The sequence below is a fragment of the Muricaecibacterium torontonense genome, assembly GCF_004793925.1.
Classification (GTDB): domain Bacteria; phylum Actinomycetota; class Coriobacteriia; order Coriobacteriales; family Atopobiaceae; genus Leptogranulimonas; species Leptogranulimonas caecicola.
This window is the reverse complement of record NZ_SRYE01000005.1, coordinates 181878-198770: the sequence shown is the minus strand read 5'-3', so window position 1 is coordinate 198770 and position 16893 is coordinate 181878. Positions and strand designations below refer to the sequence as shown.

The window sequence follows — 16893 nt, the reverse complement described above, 5'->3', positions numbered from 1 at the left end:
CAAAAGCATCCCTCTTTACCTCAGGCCTCTTCGATAGGTCTAGCCGCTTAGGCTAAAAGACCCTCACCCAAATCTTTGCCGCCCAACACATGAATGTGTACGTGATGGACTGTTTGGCCAGCATCTTTTCCCGTATTGGTGATGCAGCGAAAACCGCTCTTGGCAATGCCCTCAGACTCAGCCACCTTGGCTACTGCAGAAACCATAGCCTCAAGAGTCTCAGCAGGAATGTTGTCGATCAGCGAATCATAGTGTTTCTTTGGCACTACAAGCACATGCACCGGTGCTTGAGGCGAAAGGTCGCGAAAAGCAGTCACCAGCTCGTCTTCGTAGACCACGTCTGCATCGATCTCACCGTTAGCAATTTTGCAAAAGATGCAATCTTCCATATCTCTCCCCCATCAACGTCTACAACCACAGGCTTTCATGCATGCAGTTCACTGCCAACGAATACCATTTGAATAGAATCACAATTAGCCTTGATTGGAAGCTGAAGCGTCATAGAGCACCTGCACCTGCTGCTCTGCAGTGGCAAGACGCTCGCGCAGGCTCGAGAGAAGCTCTACGCCCCTGCGATAATAATCGAGTGCGGCCTCCAACTCCAATGAGCCATTCTCTAGAGCAGACACAATGTGTTCCAGCTCAATGGAGGCTTGCTTGAACGACAGCTCTTCCACGGGAGCGGCATTCAGCTCATAGGCGTCGCTAGAGTTACTATTTTGATAGGGCGTTGAAGTATCCATGTCCTCCCCATTCCTTTGAGGTCTATTGAAAGATCATTCTTCTTCAGGCTGACCTTCTGTAACCGGCATAACCGAAACCACTTGGGCCCCAATCTGCCCCCGAGCCATTTGCACGTTGATTGCTGCGCCGGGAAGCGCCATCATGGGGTCTTCGATCACGTGTCCTTGAGCATCTTGCACTATGGCATATCCACGCTCTAATACACGCTCGGGAGAGAGGGCATCGAGCGATGCCTGCGCCTGTCTCAAAAATGCCTCATATCCCACAAAGAGCGTCTTCTCGACCAGCTGAAGACGAGTGGCCAATGAAGTGCAAGGGGCTGCAAATTGAGAAACCAGATTGACCGACGATCGATCTAGTTCTGTAGCCTGCCGAGAAACGCTCTCCCTGGTTTTGTGGAAGTACGCTTGAGCAGCTACCTCAAAGGAGTGTGACAGCACATCCACTTGAGACTTTTGCACCTGCACAAGACCTTGTGGAGCAACCAGCACAGGCTTTGCAGCCCAGCTGTTGATCTGGGCTTCTATAGTCGCCAAAAACTTGTCGATCGCTCGATCCAAATTATGGGCCTGCTCTTCTTGATGCACAGAGGCACGCTCAAACATGAGATTCATCGCGCGACAGAGACGCCCATCACGCTCATCGATCTTATCGGTAAGCTGTCCTATAGAGGGGGCGACAGAAGCTGCAGCTGCCGTGGGTGTCAACTCTCGTCGATCAGCCACATCATCTGCAATGGTGACATCTGGCTCATGGCCTATACCTGTCACCACAGGGACCAGGCAGGCAGCTATGGCTCGCGCCACGCGCTCATCATTGAAGGTCATCAAGTCTTCGTAGGAGCCACCGCCACGCACCAAAAGAATAGCGTCGGGTTTGGAGGTAGCCGCCTTTTCCAAGGCATCCACAATGCACTCAGGAGCGTCCACACCCTGCACCATGGTTCCAAAGACGTCGATGGCTACTAATGGGTTGCGATCCGCAAGCGTACGCTTTACGTCTTCTATTACAGATCCCGTAAGAGAAGTGACCACTGCCACACGTTCGCAGAATACTGGAACCCGCCGCTTGTGCGAAGGGCTTGTAAGCCCCTCTGCATCAAGCTTGGCTTTGAGCAGGCGTACCTTTTGGCGCAGCAATCCATCGCCTCGAAGAGCCACCTGACTTACAATGAAGTCGAACGATCCGCGGTTAGGATAAATCGAGAATTTTCCTCGTACAACGATCTCAAGACCGTCTTCGAGAGGTATGGGCAGTGAGCGATAAATACTCGCCCATACCACCACATTCATAGAGCAAAGACCGTCTTTGATCTGAAAATAGCAATGGCCTCGATTGGTGGGTCCTCGAAAAGAGGTAACCTCGCCTATCACCGTAAGCGTAGGAACCGTCTCGAGGACAGCTTTTGCCTTGTTGAGTGCCTCAGATACCGAGATGGGCTCCGCCATGACTAATCCCTATTGTTGGTCTGGCCCAAGAGATACAGCAGCTGCAAGCAAGAGACCAATGCTGCAGCTACATAGGTAAGCGCAGCTGCAAACAGCACTTGTCGAGAACCAGTGACCACCTCTTGGCTAAAGCCAGCCTGAGAAATATAAGAGAGCGCGCGGCGGGATGCGTCAAACTCCACAGGCAGCGTTACAAGTTGGAAGAGCACCGAAGCGGCAAAAAGTATAATTGCCAGATTGATAAGTCCACTCATAGCCATCGAGATGCCGATAATAAAGACGATCATCCAGACATTGCTCGCGAAGTTCACTACAGGGACCAAGGCGGTGCGGATGCGCCCTGGAACATAGCCCTTATCAAACTGCACTGCATGCCCTGCCTCGTGGCAGGCTACGGCTACCGAAGCCACAGAGCTGCCCTGGAAATTTGCAGGGGACAGATGAAGAGAGTTATCACGAGGGTCGAAGTGGTCTGTGAGCTCCCCGGGAACAGGCTCGATACCTACACCATCAACGCCATTGGCTGCAAGCATGGCACGAGCAACGTCAGCGCCTGTCCTCGAGGTACCTAAAGGGACCCGAGACCACTTGCGATAGGTACTGTTGATGTACCACTGAGTAAGACCACCCAGCACAAGAGAGACAATAACGAGCAAAAAGTAAGAGCCGTTATAACCCATATAAAAATACGGCATGAATACCTCCACCTACAGGGGGCACGGTTAGAGACCCTGTCATTGAAGTCACATTCTACACCAGTGCACATTTAGAACATGTGTTCGTATTGCGATTTTAGAGACATGCTTCTAAAGGATGCGTCAGCTATGGCTTGCTAAAGAAGTTCCACATGGTTGTCCTTTACGGTTAGCCCCACTTGGCCCGCCAAAAGATTTCGCAACGGCTTGCCTAGAACCTCTTCCCTCCATCCCTCAGAGAGCTTGGTGCTCTCTGGGTCTTTCATAAAGTCGAGCAAGTCGTCGCGGCTAGCCATAAGCGGACCTGCAATGCCTGTATGCTCAGAAATCACCCTCATATAGGCATGCATGAGATCTACCACGCATTCTTCCTCGGGAGTCGAACGCCTATGCTTGGGGACTGGCGGCAGATCTACGGGTTTACACTTTTTACCAAGCCCCACAGCCACGATCACTGCATGGGCATCCTTCTCGCTTAGGCCCACTACCCCTCGAATGCTTCGAAGACGCTCAACGGTAGTAGGCATTAGTTTGGAAATCTCTATCACTACTTCGTCAGACAAAAGCCATTTTCGAGGAATGTTACGTTTTGCAGCTTTGCGCTCACGCCAGGCTGCGAGTTCCCTTGCAACCGCGAGCTGTGTACGAGTGAGCGTACCGATGCGTTTAACATGCAGGTATGCGCTCGCGGGATCATGGCCACCTACTTCATTGACGCTCAAAGCCTGCATTTCCGGCAATACCCAGCTCAATCGATCCAGCTCGACGAGCTTATCCATCAAGCATTTGTAGACGGCGGGCAGATACCGCACGTCATCTTCTGCATACCCCACCTGCATAGGGTCTAGGGGGCGCCTTGACCAATCTGTAAGGCTTTGACTTTTTGGGAGGTGGATTCCGCAAATGGCTTCCACTAAAGGACCGTAGCCTATTTGCATACGATAGCCGGCATAGGCAGCAGCCACCTGCGTATCAAAGATGGGTTCTGGGATCTTCCCAAACAGCCGGACGAATACCTCAAGGTCCTGGCTACAGGCATGGATGACTTTGGGAACCGTGCGGTCGAACAGCAACTCTTCTAAAAGATCTAAGTCCTTTAGACGAATAACGTCGATGGCCGCTTGCTCTTCAGCGGTACCCACTTGCAACAGACAGGGTGTGGGATAGTAGGTTTTTTCTCGTAGGAACTCAGTGTCTACCGCAAGAATTGGAGAGGAAGCTGCACGCTCGCAAAACGAGGAAAGCTGCTGAGGTGTATCGATTAACAAAATGCGACTCCCATAAGAAGTGGGGCTTTAGGTGATGGTCACGCTGGGCGGCCCTTGCTAACCTCTCTATAATCGGTCAAGACACGACGGGCAGAAAAGCGAAGGTGAGGGCTCTCTATGAGATCCCTGATTCTACATAATGAAAAAGCCGGATTCAGTTCCGACGCTATCTATATGTTTGTGCGAAGCATCACCCACCCTGGAGATTCTTGCGAATTCCGCTCCTTGAGCGATGGATGGAATGCAGAAGATGCGTTTAAGGATGCAGAGGAGTTTGACCAAGTGGTCATCTCAGGAGGAGATGGCACCGCTGCCTCTCTCCTTTACGCCGCAAAAGACAAGGATTTGAATGTCTGCGTCTTTCCCTCGGGCACAGCCAATCTGTTCTTCTCCAATCTAGGTAATTCGCCTGAACCTGCAGCAGTGGCGCGAGCCTGCCGCATCGGTCGTACGTTTGACTGCGATCTAGGAGGGATAAGCTGGGCAGATCCTCAAGGACAAGAACACCATTGCGGTTTTACTTTGATGACGGGTTCTGGCTTTGACGCAAGTCTTATGCGTGCGGCCGTACCCAACAAAAAGGCCATGGGCGAAAGTGCCTACTTCCTCGCAGCTTTTGACAACAGCCATCCACCAGTAGTGACCTTTACCATAGAGCTGGACGACCAAACGGTGGTACGCGAAGGCATTGCCTGCATCGTAGCCAATTGCGCCATGATTCAAGGGGACATAGAGATCATGCCCGACTGTAGGCTGGATGACGGGCTGCTCGATGTCATCGTACTGGAAACTAATGACGCCGTAGGACTATTGCGTCCCTTGCTCTTTGGCCTTATCGATCATCATGGGGCCAATTTAGGACGTCCTCGTCTGGAGCGTTTCCGTACCAAGCGAGTGCATGTAAGCTCCAGCAAGCCCATACCTCTACAGATCGATGGCGATGCTCTCGATTATGAGATCTCACAATTCTCAGCGCGAGTACTGCCAGAGCGCGTATCGGTTATTGTGGACTCGTTCTCTCCCTACTACCCCCAAGATCACGACGATCTCGAGCCTCGATTCCCTGGATCGGAAATTGAAGCGTTCCCCCATTCTTAGAGCTTCGCATCCTATGCCTTACCAGCAAAAGCCCTGAAGCTCCCACTGAAGCTCCAGGGCTTTGTTTAGGCATTTCTTGGCGTCAAGCCAACCTTTTAACGACGAGTAGACAAGGCGATCTTCTCGAGGTAGCGACCATACTCGGTCTTCTTGAGACCGTCTGCCAGCTTAAGCAGTTGGGCTCGTTTGATCCAGCCAGCGTCGTAGACGATCTCTTCGAGCGCAGCAACTTTGACGCCGGTAGCCTCTTGCACTACGCGGATGTACTCGCCCACTGCGAAGAGAGAATCGACGGTACCGGTATCAAACCAAGCAAAGCCGCGATCCAGCTGCTCGACCTTGAGTTTTTTATCCTCAAGATACATACGGTTGAGATCGGTAATCTCAAGCTCTCCACGGGTGGAGGGCTGCAGACGACTTACGTAGTCGCCCACACCCTTGTCATAGAAGTAGAGGCCGGTAACGCAATAATTGGAGCGAGGCTCAGCGGGCTTCTCCTCCAAAGAAATGGCATTGCCTGCATCGTCAAAGTCCACTACCCCAAAATGCTGGGGGTCATCAACACGGTAGCCAAAGATGGTGGCATACCCGGCCTTGGCGTTGTCGATGGCACGGGCGAGCTTCTTTGCGAAGCCAGAGCCGTAGAAGACGTTGTCGCCCAGGACCAAAGCCACTTCGTCACCCGCGATGAAGTCAGAAGCGATCACCAAGGCCTCTGCAATGCCGCCACGAGTGGGCTGGGGCTTATAGGAAAGATTGATGCCAAGCTGGCTGCCGTCGCCAAAAAGCTCTTGGAACGCGCCCAGGTGCTCTGGCTTGGAGATGATGAGAATGTCGCGAATACCAGCCTCGAGCAGCACCGACATGGAGTAGTAGATCAGCGGCTTGTCATACACAGGCAACAGCTGCTTAGAGGTGGCTCGAGTAATGGGATACATGCGCTTACCGTGGCCGCCCGCCAGAACGATACCTTTCATTACAGAAGGACCTCCCTTTCCCGGGTCAGAGGTTCTACAAACAATTATGTATGACGAATCGGAAGAATCGTCATGAGCGCGAATAGAAGAAACCCATTGATGCCACGAACACAGCATCTGGTATAAGTATAGCGGTTGACAATAGAGGGACTTACCAGCCTGGCCCCAAAGCTATCTGCCATTTCAGCCAGCAGGCTAATCGACAAATAGCCATACCTTCTTTTGTTCATTAAGCTTCTTAGCCTAATGCAGAAAGATCAAGCTCCCCATTGCCAGAGTTATCAAAATCTGCAAGATATACTCCCACCGATCTGGTCATTTCCCGCGAGAAATCGGAGTTGTACTTGCGTGCGCAGAACGCCTGCGCCCAGGACTCAAAATCTTGAGAACCCCTGCGTGCCTCCACAATCTCATAAAGATCTTCTGGGGACCTGTCTTGATAGCTATCCACCATCACCATGGCGCACTCGGGAGAGCGTGACGGCTTCTGACGCTCCAGCTGCTTTTGAGTGGGATAGCCAAAGACCACCAGAGTGGCCGGAAACACAAAGGATGGCAGATGGAGCAGCTCACGCATAGCCTCGGCGTTTTCCATGAAGTCGCCTATGTAGCAAGATCCCACCCCTAGCGACCACGCAGCACTCACTGCATTTTGCGCTGCGATCAAAGTGTCATCTACAGCCAGCAGAAGGTCCCCCACGCCTGGCTGTCGGATCTTCTCGGCACCGGCGGCCCTATAAATCTGCGGCCAATAGCGGCAGTCGGCCACAAAAGCCAACACCAACGGGGCAGCATCAATAAAAGGCTGATCGTCGCAGAGAAGCGCGAGCTTTTGCCGGATCTTCTCGTCTTTGATTTCGATAATTGAATAAAGCTGCTGATTGCCTGCCGTAGGCGCCTCAAAAGCTGCTTCTAAGATAGATTCGCGCACCTGAGGGCTCAGCGGCTCAGGCCTAAAGACGCGCACCGATTTTCTCTCTTGCAACTCTCGGGTAGTGACAGTGGACGCCAATAGAGAATCTGGCAGCGGGTTTTGGGGGTCATCTGTGGTCATTAGGCTCTCCTCTCTCGCTTCGAGAAGTCTCTCCCGACCGCTCAAAGCCTTTGGCAACTACCGCTAAAAATGGGCGTTCTGACGCTCTGCGGCAGAAACCAGATGCTCCGCCAGGACTGCCGTAGTCACCGCGCCCACTCCTCCAGGAACCGGCGTCGCTGCAGCTATATCACCCAGGCGATCCCACACCGCATCGCCGGCCATCGATCCGTCTTCACGGCTGTTGCACGACACGTCTACAAGCCAACAACCAGAAGGGAGCACCTCCTGATCCAATGCGCCCAAAACCCCCATCGCGCTTACCACAAGATCAGCCTGCGAGCAGGCATCCTTGAGACTCGGTGTCTTTGAATGGGCCTGAGTCACCGTAGCGTCGCGCACCAGCAGCAAAGAAGCCACAGGACGCCCCACCACTGCCGAGCGGCCCAGCACGCTGGCTCGGCTCCCCCGATACTCAAAGCCGTAATGGTTAAGAAGTCGAATGACAGCATCTGCAGTGCAAGGAGCGAACACGCCCGGATTGCCGAGAAACACCCCCGCCAAGCTCGCATCGCTCATGCCGTCGACATCTTTGAGCGCAGAGGTGTGATCGGCAGCCTCTTGTTCATTGAGATGCGCGGGCAGAGGCCTGAGCAGCAGGATGCCATGGATCTGGTCGTCGGCCGAGAGGCGATCCAGGGTCTCATTGAGTTCTGGCTGGGTTGCCTTATCGCTCAAAGAGATCACCGCCACCTCACAATGGGCGGCTTCAAGCCGCCGAATGGCAGCCTGCCGATACCAGCGATTCGCCGAGTCATCCCCCACCTCGACGATGGCGAGCTGTGGGGTCACCCCTCTGTCTGCAAGAGCCTGCACGCGGACAGACAAGGCGCTCATCAACGCATCAGCCACAGGCTTACCTTTAAGCTCAATCACGGCGGAGTCCTTTCTCGGCAAGGTCCATGGCGTTTCGAGCCTCATCGTCTCCTTGCCTGCGTAGCTGGTCGAGCTGCCGGTTGATTCGCTGGGCCAGCGAGCGATCCTGCATCCAACAGGTATTAGCCAGCGTGGTAGCAGCGGCGCCATCGATTGCCGCTCGTAAAAGAGCTGCTGCTACCGTGACATCGGATGCTGCCATTGATGTGCCCTCCGCGGCGATCTTTTGGCACAGAAAAAGCGCTTGGGCAGCCAGCTCCATAATGGCCAAGGGCGCCCGTGTAGCAGCATAAAGATTTGCCTCTAGGACGGCTGCGCGCTTCTCGGCAAGTTCTGGGGTATTGCGCGGGAGTTTAAGCGCAGCAGCCACGGCCTGGTAGCCTTGAGCGTCCTCATCGGCAAGCTCCAAAAAGCGCTTGCGCAGAACTTGAAGATGGCTTGTATGCTCCTCCATTTGGGGCCATACCTGCTGGTATCGGGAGTTTTGCAGTGTAAGCTCCACCACCATCTGCAGTTGGGCGGCGCCAATGGCCGCCGCTAAGGCGCTCGAAGCGCCCCCGCCAGGCGCAGGAGAGGGAGAGCCCAGCTCTTCCAAATAGTCGTTGATGGATCTATCCCAGCTCATGGCCACCCCTTTTGACAGTAAGAAACTTAGGTGAGGGTCGCAGAAGCGCTTTCGCAGCTACCACGCGCCTTTTTCTGTGCCATCTAAGGGTACCCCAGAGGCTGGGTGCACTCGATAAGGTTCGACATAAGAAAAGCGACCCGACTTGAGCCGGGCCGCCTATTAGGGGGGCACAAGATGAGAGCGCTCTTGCCTCTTGGGTTGCGCGTTGCCCAAGAAGCCTTTAGAAGCTAGATCATGCCGTAGAAACGCACCGTTTCAAGAGCGTCTTCAAACTCCATGCCGTGAGGCAGGATCACACGCTCAGTGCCGCCACGATAGCCAGCGCGCACACGCTCGTCGAAGGACGCGAATTGCACGCCACGATTGGAGCTACGGGTAAGCGGATCATCGCACACGGTATACTCATCATCGGTGATACCGGTGGTCTGCAGCGCCCGGCGCACGATGGTTTTAGTGGACGAATTCGCAGCGTAGTTCTCATTTAGAACAACCCAGGACATATATTCCTCCCCTTAGGTAGTGATGCTTTCATTTTGAAATGGGAGGACACAAGGTTTATGAAGGGACTATACACAATTGCCAACGGCAAGGATGAGTCCGTGAACGGCCAGTATACGTTCAGCTTTGTCGCATTTTTTCTGAATTATATGTACCTAGGAGCCTATCTTGAAGGCTACGCAGGAAAAAGGCCCCGCTCTCTCAAAGAAAACGGGGTCCAATAGATGCCTTTTCGCGTTGGATGTACCCAACGGCAGGACTAGTCTAGGTCGTCCATGTTGGCCGGTGCTACAGGAGCATAGACAGTGGCGTTTACATCCACCGACTCTGCAGCGACAGGAGCGTCATAGCGAGGGGCAGATCCGGCAGGAGTGGTGAGCATCTGCGAGGGGAAGACAGACTCTGCATCATCCATGAAGTGCTGGAGGAGCTGCTTGTACTCGGTACGGAACTCCTCGCGAGAAGCCTTGAGACGGTCGATCTCGTCCAGCTCGTTTTGCTTCTCTGCCAGCGCCTGGCGAATGACCTCGCGAGCCTTTTGATCTGCGTCATTCTTGATCTTGTCTGCATTGTCGCGGGCCTCAGAGATCATGCGGTCTGCAGCCTGCTGGGCAACGATGAGGGCCTGGGAGATCTGGCGCTCAGAGGCCATGGAGCCACTGGGTTGAGAAACCGCCAAAAGCGAGGGCGATGAGGACTGGCCCTGCTCCTGAAGCTCCTGCTGAAGTTGAGCGATTTGAGAGCGAGCAGCGTCAAGAGCCTGATCTGAAGCGGTGAGGCGACCCTTGAGGTCTGCGATTTTTTGGAGCATAGCGTCTACCTCGACAGCCAGCTCCTCCAAGAAGGCATCGACCTCCTTGGTGTCATAACCGTGCTTGGACGGCGTAAAGGCAAGCTGCTCGATGTCTGCGGGTGTGATTGCCATTCTGGTTCCCTTCCCTGAGGATGGCCTGGTGTGATCGAACATACGAACTAAAGAATACTACCTCAGGACCAGCCTCGAGATACCCCTGGGCGCCAAGAATGCAAGGTAAACCCGCAAAAGTGTGAGATAAGCGGTATCTTTCGGGCTGCAGAGGCAACCTAGTTAGAACATCAAGAGCAGGCGCACCACCAAATTTTGGATAAGGCCCAACGCCAAGATGGCGATGACGGGTGAGAAGTCGATGCCTCCCAAAGGTGGGATAAAGCGCCTGAAGATATTCATATAGGGAGCCACGATGCGATTGATCGCAGTGGCCAGATCATCAACAAAGCCACCGGGCCTGCGAGGAATCCAAGACAGGATGCACCAAGCCAAGATAATGAACTCGTAGATGTCGATAAAAGTACTGAGTGCACGAATAAGTTGCAAACGAAGCATGAGGTTCCTAGCCGTTTTGGGAAAGCTTGCACGCACGAGCCAATGCTGCCTCCACAGCTTTAAAGCTACCCTCGGCCATGAGGGGCTCGAGCTCATGGAGGGCTGCAGAAGTAGTGCCTCCAGGAGACGTCACCCGCTCCATATAAGCGCGGGGGTGCTCTTGGGATTGAGAGAGCATGGAGGATACACCACCCATGGTGGTGTTGAGAAGATCGCGGGCTTGGGCAGCCGGAAGACCAGCATCAATAGCCGCGCGAGTAAGTGTGTCAACCAGCAAAGCAAAGAACGCAGGCGCGCAGCCTACTACCGCACCCTCGACTTCCAGGCGCTCTTCTGTCATGGCAGCAGCAGATCCTAGGGCCCCAAAGAGCTCCAGGCACAGTTGCACGTCATTCTCGGTAGCCCAAAGACCGGGGGCCACAGCCGAGGCGCCCTGGCGCACTGCTACAGGCAGATTGGGCATTACGCGCACGATGCGCTCTCCCTCCCCCAGCGCCTCTTGAAGGGTGCCCAGGGTGACCCCTGCCGCAATCGAAACGATAAGGGAGCCAGAAAGGGCATCCCCCACCTCATCGATAAGGTTATTGAGCACCTGGGGTTTCACTGCCAGGATGCACAGGTCGGGAGAGGCCTCGAGGATGTCTTTGGCCTTTGGCGAGATAGCGACACCCACCTCGGAGCGAAGGGCTTCCAGCTTGGAGGGGTTGTGGTCGGCCACAGAGATATGGCTGGCAGGACAGAGACCAGAGGCCACCAAACCGCGAGCAATGGCGGAGCCCATGGAACCGCCGCCAAGGATGGCGATGGTGACCTGGGAAGCTTTCGAAGTTGAGGGAGAAGTCATAGGGTTTAAGCCTCGATGATTCGATCGGATACAAGCTTGTCGAGATCGGCTTGAGAGAGCTCAATGCCTGCCGGAAGCACCACAAAGACGCGATCGCCCAGCTCTTCTACCGAGCCGTTGACGCCGCAGGAGAGACCAAAGCAGAAGTCCAAAATGCGCTTGGCGATCTCGATCTGAGTGTTTTTGAAGGACAGCACCACAGGCTGGTTGGTGCGCACGCGGCGGATGACCATCTGCACATCATCGTAGCTGGTGGGCTTCAAGACGTAGGGAGGCAGCTTTCCGGAGTTCACGCGGGGCACAGGAGTAAGGCCAATGTCGCCGGGAGTCACGGTGGATTGGCCGCCTAACACCGAGGTGGAGGGACGATCATCCAGAGCGCGATGAGTGCTTCCTACGCCCCAGCTCTCCTCGCTCATGCGCTGAGAGGTGGAGAACCCCCCGGCAGAAGGAGAAGGAACCCCCTCATCTACCGGGCGACCAGAACGCGTGTAGACCGAGACGCTCTCTGCCTCAGGGCGGGAGGTGTTGCCCAATACGCCGCTGGTGGGATGGTCGTTTGCGGGGTAGTCGTCGTAGGGCTGATCATAGCCGTCGTAGGACTCATCGTAGTCATCGTAATCGTTGTAGTTTTGCGACTGGCCCATAAGGCGGTCGCGAAGGTTGTCCAGAATGCTCATGAGTCTCTCCTCGCCTGCGGTAGTGGTGTGTTTACTCTAGATCGACAGCTGTGCCCGCAGCCTAAGAAGACCGAGCAGTGCCAGCAACAGGTATCAGAAAGGGTACCTAAGTACCCCTTGCTGACGCTAGTCGCTCGCTGGCGTGTACTGAGGATCGAAGACGATGCGACCTAGGCGAACCAGTGTCGCGCCCTCCTCGATGGCCATCTCGAAGTCGTCGCTCATGCCACAGGACAGAACCGGCAGCGAAGCTGCAGTGTTAGTTTCAAGACTATCACGAAGCTCCCTTAAACCGCGGAAGGTCACACGATCCTCTGCGGGCTCATGGGCAGGCGCCATGGTCATGAGGCCCTGAGGCTCGATGCCTTCCAAATCTAACAGGCGCTCCATCCACTGAGCCAGCTCCTCTGGAGCAAAGCCGCTCTTAGTGGACTCGCCGCTCACATTGACCTCAAAGAGCACAGGTACGACGAGATTTTTCTCGGTAGCACGGGCGCTAATGGCCTCCGCCAGATGCACCGAGCTCACCGACTGGATGCGCGCAGCAGTCCCCAGCACCGCATTGATCTTGTTCTTTTGCAGGTTGCCGATCATGTCGAAGGGCGGCGGGTTAATGCCCTGCTCTTGGAACTCGGAGAGTTTGCGCACCAGCTCCTGGGGGCGGTTCTCGGCAAAGTGGGTGTAGCCTGCCTCCATGGCCTGGATCACCTGAGGGACACCTACGGTCTTGGATACGGCATAGATGTCCACATCCTCGGCGCTGCGACCCGAGCGCTGGCAGGCATCGTGTACCTTCTGGATGATCTCTTGACGACGCTGGGCCAAAAACTCTTTATAGCTGTTGGGATCCATCGAGATCGCGGACGTGGAACTGGGTGTCATGAAGCATCATCGGCTTTCTGGGATTTGCGGCGAGCCTTCTCTTCTTTGGCACGGGCGGCAGCGTTGGCAGCCATCTCCAATGCCTGGGCCAGGTTTCCGGCGATCTCCTCATCGTCGAGGATGGGGTTGGTGGAGGTGCCCACCTCGATCTCGGGAATCTGGTTTACCACGGTCTCAATCTTGTCTGCACCCATGGTGAAGGCGGCATTCTGGGAGGCATAAAGGTCTTCCAGCTCTTCCTCGTCCATGTCTGCCAGCACCGCAAGCTCTGCGCGGCTGCCGGTGAGCAAGAAAACCAGACGCTCGCCCACCTCTACAGAGTTGTCGGAGATGCGCTCCAGCATGCGCGCGGCCATCATGACGCGGCTCACAGCATCGATGTCGTCGTCGGGGCCCAGGTGCGAGAAGCTGGAATAGAAGCTCTTGTAGAGGTCGTCCACCGGGCGGTCGAACTCAGGGAGCTCTGCGGCCTCGGCGATGTCGTTGTCCACGATGGCCTCGACGGTGGTTCCCAGCACGCGATAGACCAGATGGGCCTGGCTGGCCAGAAGGTCCAGCATTTGGCGGGGAATCTCGCGGCCGACGCAGCGCTTGGTGGTCTTGGCGATGTTGCGCACATGGTTGCTCATGCGAGCCAGGTTGAAATTGACATAGATCACAAACTGCAAGAGGCGCATATCTGAGGCCACCGGGTTTTGCAGCACGATGAGGTTATAGGCGCGATCCTCCAGATCCGCGCAGCGGCTGTCGATGGCGCGGGTAGCTTTTTTCACCTCTCGCGCCTTGGCCTTGTCGCCCTCCACCAGCGAATCCACCGCCTTGTGGAGCTGAAGATCGATCTCTGTGTAAATGGCGACCAGCTCCTGGCGGAGACGGGCGAGCTGCTTGTCAAATTGCTCTCTCATCTAGAGATCCTTTCTTGTGGGAGGTGCAGGAGTCGCTGCCAAGAAAGGCTTCCTCAAAGGAAGGGAGGGGTTTCTCGGCAGGGAGGGCGGTGCGGATCCCCGACCAACCAAGCGCGGGGCTTAGCCAAAGCGGCCGGTGATGTAGTCCTCGGTGCGCTGGTCGCGCGGAGAGGAGAAGATTTCGCTGGTGACGCCGTACTCGATGAGGGTGGCGGGCTCGCCGGCATGCTCTTGCAGGAAGAAGGCCATGTAATCGGAGACGCGGGCGGCCTGCTGCATGTTGTGGGTGACGATGATGATGGTCATCTCGGGAGCGAGCTCGTACATGAGGTCCTCGACCTTTTGGACCGAGGTGGGGTCGATGGCGCTGCAGGGCTCGTCCATGAGCAAGACGTCGGGTTGCACTGCCAGCACGCGGGCGATGCAGAGACGCTGCTGCTGGCCGCCGGAGAGCGCCAGGCCGTTCTTGTTGAGCTGGTTGGAGACTTCCTTCCAGAGGTTGGCGCGCTTCAACGACTCCTCGACGATACCATCGAGATCGCTCTTGGAGGTCACGCCCTGGAGCCTGGGGCCAAAGGCCACGTTATCGTAGATGGACTTGGGGAAGGGGTTGGGCTGCTGGAAGATCATGCCCACGCGGCGGCGCAGGTCCACAGGGTCGACCCCGGGACCGTAGATGTCGTTGCCGTCCAGCTCCATGGTGCCTTGGGTGCGTGTTCCTTCGATGAGGTCGTTCATGCGGTTTATGCAGCGCAGGAAGGTGGACTTGCCGCAGCCCGAGGGGCCGATGAACGATGTGATCTTGTTTTGGGCGATATCCATGGTTACGCCTGTCAAGGCATGGAAGCTGCCGTACCAAAAGTCGAAGTCCGCCACATGGATGCCGGTCTTCTCGTTCTTGGGGGCGTCGCGATACTCGGTCATGGGCTATTTACCTCCGGTCTTTTTCGCACTCTTGCGCGACAGATAGCGTGCGAAGAGGTTAAACGCGAGGATCATGAGCATGAGCAGCAGGGCGGTGCCGTAGGCAGCCTGCATGTTAATGCCGTCGTTAGCGAGCAGGTACAGATGGATGGTCATGGGGCGGCCGGAATCCATGGGTGTGATGGGCAGGTTGATGGCCTGGCCCATGGTATAAAGCACTACCGCCGTCTCGCCCACGGCGCGGCCGATGGCCAACACGATGCCTGTGGCAATGCGGGGAAACGCGGAGGGAAGCACCACTCGGCTTACTACCTGCCATTTGGTAGCTCCCAGGCCATAGGCGCCCCAACGGATGTAGCGAGGCACTGCGCGGATGGCTTCCTCGGTGGTGCGCATGACGATAGGCAGCATCATGAGGGCCAGCGCCAGAGCGGCGGAGAGCATGGAGAGGCCAAAGCCAAAGGCCTCCACAAAGAGGGCGAAGCCAAAGAGGCCCATAACGATGGAGGGCACCGAGGCCAAGGTGTCGGTGGCATAGCGAATGAAGTTCACCAGACGGCCCTGCTTGGCATACTCAGCCAGATAGACTGCCGCCAACACTGCGATGGGGGTGCAGATGAGCATGGCCAGCACTGTGACATAGAGGGAGGAGACGATGGTGGGGAAAATGCCTCCCTCTGCGTTGACGCCTTGAGGCCAGCCAAAAATGAAGTCCAGGCTCATAACGGGCAGGCCGTTTACCAGCACAAAGAGAATGATGAGCACCAACACACCAGTAGTAACGGCGCCGGTGGCCCTAAAGACGCTCAACATGGTGGCGTTGGTGGCATTCTTGGAAACCTTAGGTTTGGCGCCTGAGGCCAGAAGGCGCTTGATGCGCTGGCGGGAGTGCTCCTGTTCTTTCTCGAGCTCCGGGAGGTTGGAGGGAGCTTTTGCCACATCTTCTGCCAGCTCATAGTCGGTGGCTTTAGCGCGGTAGTCTTTCTCGGCACGCTCTTTGACAGCTTTGGCAGTGTCCACCTTGGCCTCGCGAGGACGACTGATAAGGCGCACGATGCCCACCAAGCCAGCAGAGATGATAAAGAGCACTACGCCCATGCCAAAGAGAGCGGAGCGGTGGAGGCCAGAGGAGTAGCCCATGTCGAGCGCGATCTGGCTGGTGAGGGTGGAGATGGGGCTGGAGATGTTCTCGGGGATGACGGGAGCGTTTCCCACCACCATGAGCACGGCCATAGTCTCACCGATGGCGCGGCCCATGCCCAGCACCACCGCATTGACGATGCCCAGCTTGGCCGCGGGAAGCACCACTTTATATATGGTCTGCCATTTGGTGGCGCCCATGGAATAGCTCGCTTCGCGCACGCCCATGGGGATGGAGCGCAAGGCGTCCATGGTGAGGGTGGTGATGGTGGGCACGATCATGATGGCCAGCACCAGCCAGGCGGTGAGAGCGCCAAAACCCAAGCCTCCGGTGAGGTCGGCCAGCCAGGGGCGCAGGATTACCAGACCAAAGAAGCCATAGATGACCGAAGGTACGCCAGCCAGCAGGTCCACCGCCGTCGAGACGATATTGGAGAGGCGCTTGTTGGCAATCTCGGTGAGGTAGACGGCGCAGCCAATGGCCAGAGGCACGCCAATAACCAAGGCGCCGGCAGTGACGATGATGGAGCCCACCAGAAGCGCCATGATGCCGTAGTGCCCGGAGGAAGGCGCCCAGTCCATGCCAAAGAAGGACAGCAGGCCGATGTCTGAGAGCACAGGCAGCGCCTTGTAGAGCGTGAAGGCGAAGATAAGCAGCACCGCGAGCACCGCCACGCAGGCACAGGCCAAAAACAGCGCTTCCAACGCGCGCTCTTTGATCATAGTGGAGCGGCTTACCAACTGAAGCTGACGGCTATGGGCACCCGAGGTATTGGGGTCGATGTCTTCTAGATGGGGCGGCTTTTGCAGCTTTTTCTCTTTGGCCATGA

At 56.0% G+C, this 16893-nt stretch carries 19 protein-coding genes; 1 reads left to right on the top strand and 18 read right to left on the bottom strand.

What is annotated here, in order from left to right:
• Positions 1-47 precede the first annotated feature (47 nt).
• The 5 genes from E5334_RS08470 to rnd form a co-directional block, all read right to left on the bottom strand.
• Entirely contained in the window at positions 48-389 is a 342-nt protein-coding gene (locus E5334_RS08470; protein WP_136013153.1) for a histidine triad nucleotide-binding protein, read from the bottom strand.
• A gap of 84 nt (positions 390-473) precedes the next feature.
• Positions 474-743, bottom strand: a complete 270-nt coding sequence (gene xseB, locus E5334_RS08465; RefSeq protein WP_136013152.1) for an exodeoxyribonuclease VII small subunit — start codon at positions 741-743, stop codon at positions 474-476.
• 33 nt (positions 744-776) lie between these two features.
• Positions 777-2192 carry an exodeoxyribonuclease VII large subunit gene (gene xseA, locus E5334_RS08460; protein ID WP_136013151.1) on the bottom strand — a complete coding sequence of 472 codons (1416 nt, stop codon included), beginning with the start codon at positions 2190-2192 and terminating at the stop codon, positions 777-779.
• A gap of 2 nt (positions 2193-2194) precedes the next feature.
• Positions 2195-2887: a zinc metallopeptidase gene (locus E5334_RS08455; protein WP_136013150.1), complete on the bottom strand. Its 693-nt coding sequence runs from the start codon at positions 2885-2887 to the stop codon at positions 2195-2197.
• 137 nt (positions 2888-3024) lie between these two features.
• Positions 3025-4155, bottom strand: a complete 1131-nt coding sequence (gene rnd / locus E5334_RS08450; RefSeq protein WP_136013149.1) for a ribonuclease D — start codon at positions 4153-4155, stop codon at positions 3025-3027.
• A gap of 117 nt (positions 4156-4272) precedes the next feature.
• Here rnd and E5334_RS08445 point away from each other — a divergent pair, with 117 nt between their 5' ends.
• Positions 4273-5253: a diacylglycerol/lipid kinase family protein gene (locus tag E5334_RS08445; RefSeq protein ID WP_136013148.1), complete on the top strand. Its 981-nt coding sequence runs from the start codon at positions 4273-4275 to the stop codon at positions 5251-5253.
• Between the two features lie 95 nt (positions 5254-5348).
• Here E5334_RS08445 and rfbA read toward each other — a convergent pair whose 3' ends face one another.
• The 13 genes from rfbA to pstC form a co-directional block, all read right to left on the bottom strand.
• Positions 5349-6230, bottom strand: coding sequence for a glucose-1-phosphate thymidylyltransferase RfbA (gene rfbA, locus E5334_RS08440; RefSeq protein ID WP_136013147.1), 882 nt, complete (start codon positions 6228-6230; stop codon positions 5349-5351).
• Positions 6231-6468: 238 nt separating this feature from the next.
• Positions 6469-7284: a nitroreductase family protein gene (locus tag E5334_RS08435; RefSeq protein ID WP_136013146.1), complete on the bottom strand. Its 816-nt coding sequence runs from the start codon at positions 7282-7284 to the stop codon at positions 6469-6471.
• Positions 7285-7347: 63 nt separating this feature from the next.
• Positions 7348-8199, bottom strand: a complete 852-nt coding sequence (locus tag E5334_RS08430; RefSeq protein ID WP_167604360.1) for a bifunctional 5,10-methylenetetrahydrofolate dehydrogenase/5,10-methenyltetrahydrofolate cyclohydrolase — start codon at positions 8197-8199, stop codon at positions 7348-7350.
• The gene (locus E5334_RS08425) at positions 8192-8824 is read right to left on the bottom strand and encodes a cyclodeaminase/cyclohydrolase family protein (RefSeq protein WP_136013144.1); all 633 of its coding nucleotides are present in this window, start codon (positions 8822-8824) and stop codon (positions 8192-8194) included. Before E5334_RS08425 ends, E5334_RS08430 begins: the two co-directional genes overlap by 8 nt.
• Positions 8825-9054: 230 nt before the next feature.
• Positions 9055-9327, bottom strand: coding sequence for a hypothetical protein (locus tag E5334_RS08420; protein ID WP_136013143.1), 273 nt, complete (start codon positions 9325-9327; stop codon positions 9055-9057).
• A 257-nt stretch (positions 9328-9584) separates the two neighbouring features.
• Positions 9585-10250, bottom strand: coding sequence for a DivIVA domain-containing protein (locus E5334_RS08415; protein ID WP_136013142.1), 666 nt, complete (start codon positions 10248-10250; stop codon positions 9585-9587).
• 162 nt (positions 10251-10412) lie between these two features.
• Positions 10413-10688 carry a YggT family protein gene (locus E5334_RS08410; RefSeq protein WP_136013141.1) on the bottom strand — a complete coding sequence of 92 codons (276 nt, stop codon included), beginning with the start codon at positions 10686-10688 and terminating at the stop codon, positions 10413-10415.
• A gap of 7 nt (positions 10689-10695) precedes the next feature.
• Entirely contained in the window at positions 10696-11532 is an 837-nt protein-coding gene (proC, locus tag E5334_RS08405) for a pyrroline-5-carboxylate reductase (RefSeq protein WP_136013140.1), read from the bottom strand.
• A 5-nt stretch (positions 11533-11537) separates the two neighbouring features.
• Positions 11538-12212, bottom strand: a complete 675-nt coding sequence (locus E5334_RS08400) for a cell division protein SepF (protein ID WP_136013139.1) — start codon at positions 12210-12212, stop codon at positions 11538-11540.
• A 126-nt stretch (positions 12213-12338) separates the two neighbouring features.
• A complete protein-coding gene (locus E5334_RS08395; RefSeq protein WP_275438999.1) occupies positions 12339-13094 on the bottom strand; it encodes a YggS family pyridoxal phosphate-dependent enzyme in 756 nt (251 codons plus the stop codon).
• Positions 13091-13999 (bottom strand): phosphate signaling complex PhoU family protein, encoded by a 909-nt coding sequence (locus E5334_RS08390; RefSeq protein ID WP_136013138.1) that lies wholly within the window; start codon positions 13997-13999, stop codon positions 13091-13093. The genes E5334_RS08395 and E5334_RS08390 overlap by 4 nt, the downstream gene beginning before the upstream one ends.
• Before the next feature lie 120 nt (positions 14000-14119).
• Entirely contained in the window at positions 14120-14923 is an 804-nt protein-coding gene (gene pstB / locus E5334_RS08385) for a phosphate ABC transporter ATP-binding protein PstB (RefSeq protein WP_136013137.1), read from the bottom strand.
• 3 nt (positions 14924-14926) lie between these two features.
• Positions 14927-16891 carry a phosphate ABC transporter permease subunit PstC gene (gene pstC, locus E5334_RS08860; RefSeq protein WP_275438998.1) on the bottom strand — a complete coding sequence of 655 codons (1965 nt, stop codon included), beginning with the start codon at positions 16889-16891 and terminating at the stop codon, positions 14927-14929.
• Between the last annotated feature and the right edge of the window lie 2 nt (positions 16892-16893).